Origin of the sequence: Pseudoalteromonas ostreae (assembly GCF_018069805.1) — a bacterium.
Taxonomy (GTDB): Bacteria; Pseudomonadota; Gammaproteobacteria; order Enterobacterales; family Alteromonadaceae; genus Pseudoalteromonas; species Pseudoalteromonas ostreae.
Genome location: NZ_JAGPYN010000053.1, coordinates 1 through 1,897, shown reverse-complemented (window position 1 = coordinate 1,897; position 1,897 = coordinate 1). Strand labels below are relative to the sequence as shown.

3 protein-coding genes are annotated in these 1,897 nt (G+C 38.2%); all 3 read left to right on the top strand.

Going from position 1 to position 1,897, the window contains the following annotated elements; all coding sequences use genetic code 11:
* On the top strand, positions 1 to 940 hold a 940-nt coding region (locus J7338_RS20445), incomplete at its 5' end, for a hypothetical protein (protein WP_210798814.1).
* The gene (locus tag J7338_RS20440) at positions 928 to 1,434 is read left to right on the top strand and encodes a hypothetical protein (RefSeq protein WP_210798813.1); all 507 of its coding nucleotides are present in this window, start codon (positions 928 to 930) and stop codon (positions 1,432 to 1,434) included. The genes J7338_RS20445 and J7338_RS20440, both read left to right, overlap by 13 nt.
* Before the next feature lie 105 nt (positions 1,435 to 1,539).
* Positions 1,540 to 1,788, top strand: coding sequence for a hypothetical protein (locus tag J7338_RS20435; protein ID WP_210798812.1), 249 nt, complete (start codon positions 1,540 to 1,542; stop codon positions 1,786 to 1,788).
* The last annotated feature ends 109 nt before the right edge of the window (positions 1,789 to 1,897 follow it).

Below are 1,897 nucleotides of genomic sequence, written 5' to 3'. Positions count from 1 at the left end.
GGCAGTAAGTATAGCAATAGGGATTTGGGCACCTTATGCATTACCGTTATATCAAGGCTTAAAAACCTATGCAGTCACAGGTAGTTTTGGTGCAGCTTTGAAAGCTTACGTTATTTCGTCGGCTACAATAGTTATTTCTCAATACATCGGTGCTAACTTAGATTTTGATCTTGGTGGGTGGACTGCTGTTCAAAATGTTGCATCGCATGCGATGGTAGGTGGCGTTTCTGCTGTTCTTCAAGGAGGAAAGTTTGGTCATGGCTTTGTCAGCTCCTTAGTCACCGCCAGTATGAAAGGATTTATGAATCCGAAAACCACTGAATTTGGTAATGCATATAGCCGTACCGCGATTGCAGGGGTTGTGGGCGGCACCGTGTCTAAACTTACGGGTGGAAAGTTTGCCAATGGCGCCGTCACCTCAGCAATGCAATGGTGGTATAATGCGGAAAAAGGTGGGTTTGAAGAAGACTTTAAAAATGCGAAGAAATTAGTGCATGCTCAAGGTAAGTTTAATAACACTGATGATGCTGCAAAGTGGCTACATAAAAATGTTTATGAAAATTTATTAAATGAGTACGATATTGAAGTTGGTGCTGCAATGTATGGCAGTGAAGGAGATATTAGGTTAGGTGATTTGCAAACAAATGGCCCTGGTAATCTTATAAGTTTACATGTTAAAAAAGATGCTGTATCGGTTTGGCATAGCCATGGAACAAATGGGTCCGTTGCATGGCCTTCTGTAGGTAGCGATGCAGATACAGGTGCTGCATATAATGCAGGCTATCAACATGAATATATTTCCACTCCTGATTTTTATGGTGAAGGAAGAACATTATGGAAAATGAATGGGGGAGCATTTAACAGCCCAGAAAAACATAATCAAAGTACTTTATGCATCAACATAACAATAATAGAAGGAGGTGGTTCATGCAATTGGTAACGAATAAACTAAATTTGACGATCTTTATAGGGTTACTCCTTTTCTCCAAACCAGGAGAAACTAACAGTTTGGTCAATGAATCGGAAATACAAGAGGATGTACCGCATGTGCCTTTTATGAAATTAGTTGTTTTCCCTGAAATGTATGACAAAAAAAAAATAAAAATAACGGGTTTACTTTTACGTAGTCATAGAGAAAATCCAGTTTTTTTAAAGTATGGTGAAGATGCAGCTCGCTCAGGCCGAGCTGAAGAAACTATTCTTCTCTTCAATTTACCCAAAGAAATAACACTCAATGATATAGATGGAGTATATTATACAGTTAAAGGCATCTTTGATAGTGGTTGCATAAAAGATAAACCACCAAACACTCGTTGGAGGATTGAATACTTAGGTTGTATTCATAAGGTGGAGCAGTTAAAGGCCTCAACTAATGGACATTATAAATACCAGCGTGAGCTGCCTTTATTTCCAATTCCACCACCTAAGAAGTAATTGGGAACTAATGGGAGCAGCTCTTTCTTTTTGGAAATAAATAGAGTCAGGTCTTTTTTTGCCTTTAGGTGATGAGGTTTATTTTTAATAAGGATATTAAATTCAATGTTATTAAGAGTGTTTACATTTATTGGTGTTTTATTTTCTGCTGATGCAATCGCTGCTGTTGGCAAAGGTCATGCTAGTGGAAAAATCACGAATATGACCAGTATTAGTTCAGGGTTACTTGTGCGTATTAATGCTAACGAAGTGCCTGAGCACTGCACTAGCGGCCGTGTTTGGATGGAAAGAATTAATAGGGTCAAAAGAATTAATAGGGTCAAAGAATTAATAGGGTCAGGTCTTTCTTTTTGACTTTTATAATAAAAGGCAAGATGCAAGACCTAAAGAATTAATAGGGTCAGGTCTTTCTTTTTGACTTTTATAATAAAAGGCAAGATGCAAGACCTGACCCTTTGACCCT